Source organism: Planctopirus hydrillae (genome assembly GCF_001707835.1).
In the GTDB taxonomy this organism is placed as follows: Bacteria; Planctomycetota; Planctomycetia; order Planctomycetales; family Planctomycetaceae; genus Planctopirus; species Planctopirus hydrillae.
Genome location: NZ_LYDR01000131.1, coordinates 1 through 347 on the forward strand (window position 1 = coordinate 1; position 347 = coordinate 347).

A 347-nucleotide genomic window follows, 5' to 3' on the forward strand; every position below is an offset into this window, starting at 1 on the left:
GGTCCGTCGTCGTTTCGCCGGGACTCACCCGTCACGTTGGAACGCAAGTTCAAAAAGGGAGAGACCCGCAAGTACCAAGTGAGGTCGCACCTGTTGTTGGAAACGACCGAGCCAGGTCAGCCTGTGCCATTGCCCGAGGAGGTCTCGTTCGAATACGACTTCACGACCAAGGTAACCGATGTCCAGGAGTCGGGTTTCGCCACGATGGAATACAGCCGGCCTGCGCTGGTGCAGATCGACGGCGAAACCTTTGATAAGCCACCCCGCTCTCGCAATCTGCTTACCAACGAGCGCATTGGCCTGACCATCTCGCCGATCAATGAGGTCAGCGACGTCAAGGAACTCAA

1 protein-coding gene is annotated in these 347 nt (G+C 57.6%); it reads left to right on the forward strand.

Going from position 1 to position 347, the window contains the following annotated elements:
- Positions 1-36 precede the first annotated feature (36 nt).
- On the forward strand, positions 37-347 hold a 311-nt coding region (locus A6X21_RS16555; RefSeq protein ID WP_131818393.1), incomplete at its 3' end, for a hypothetical protein.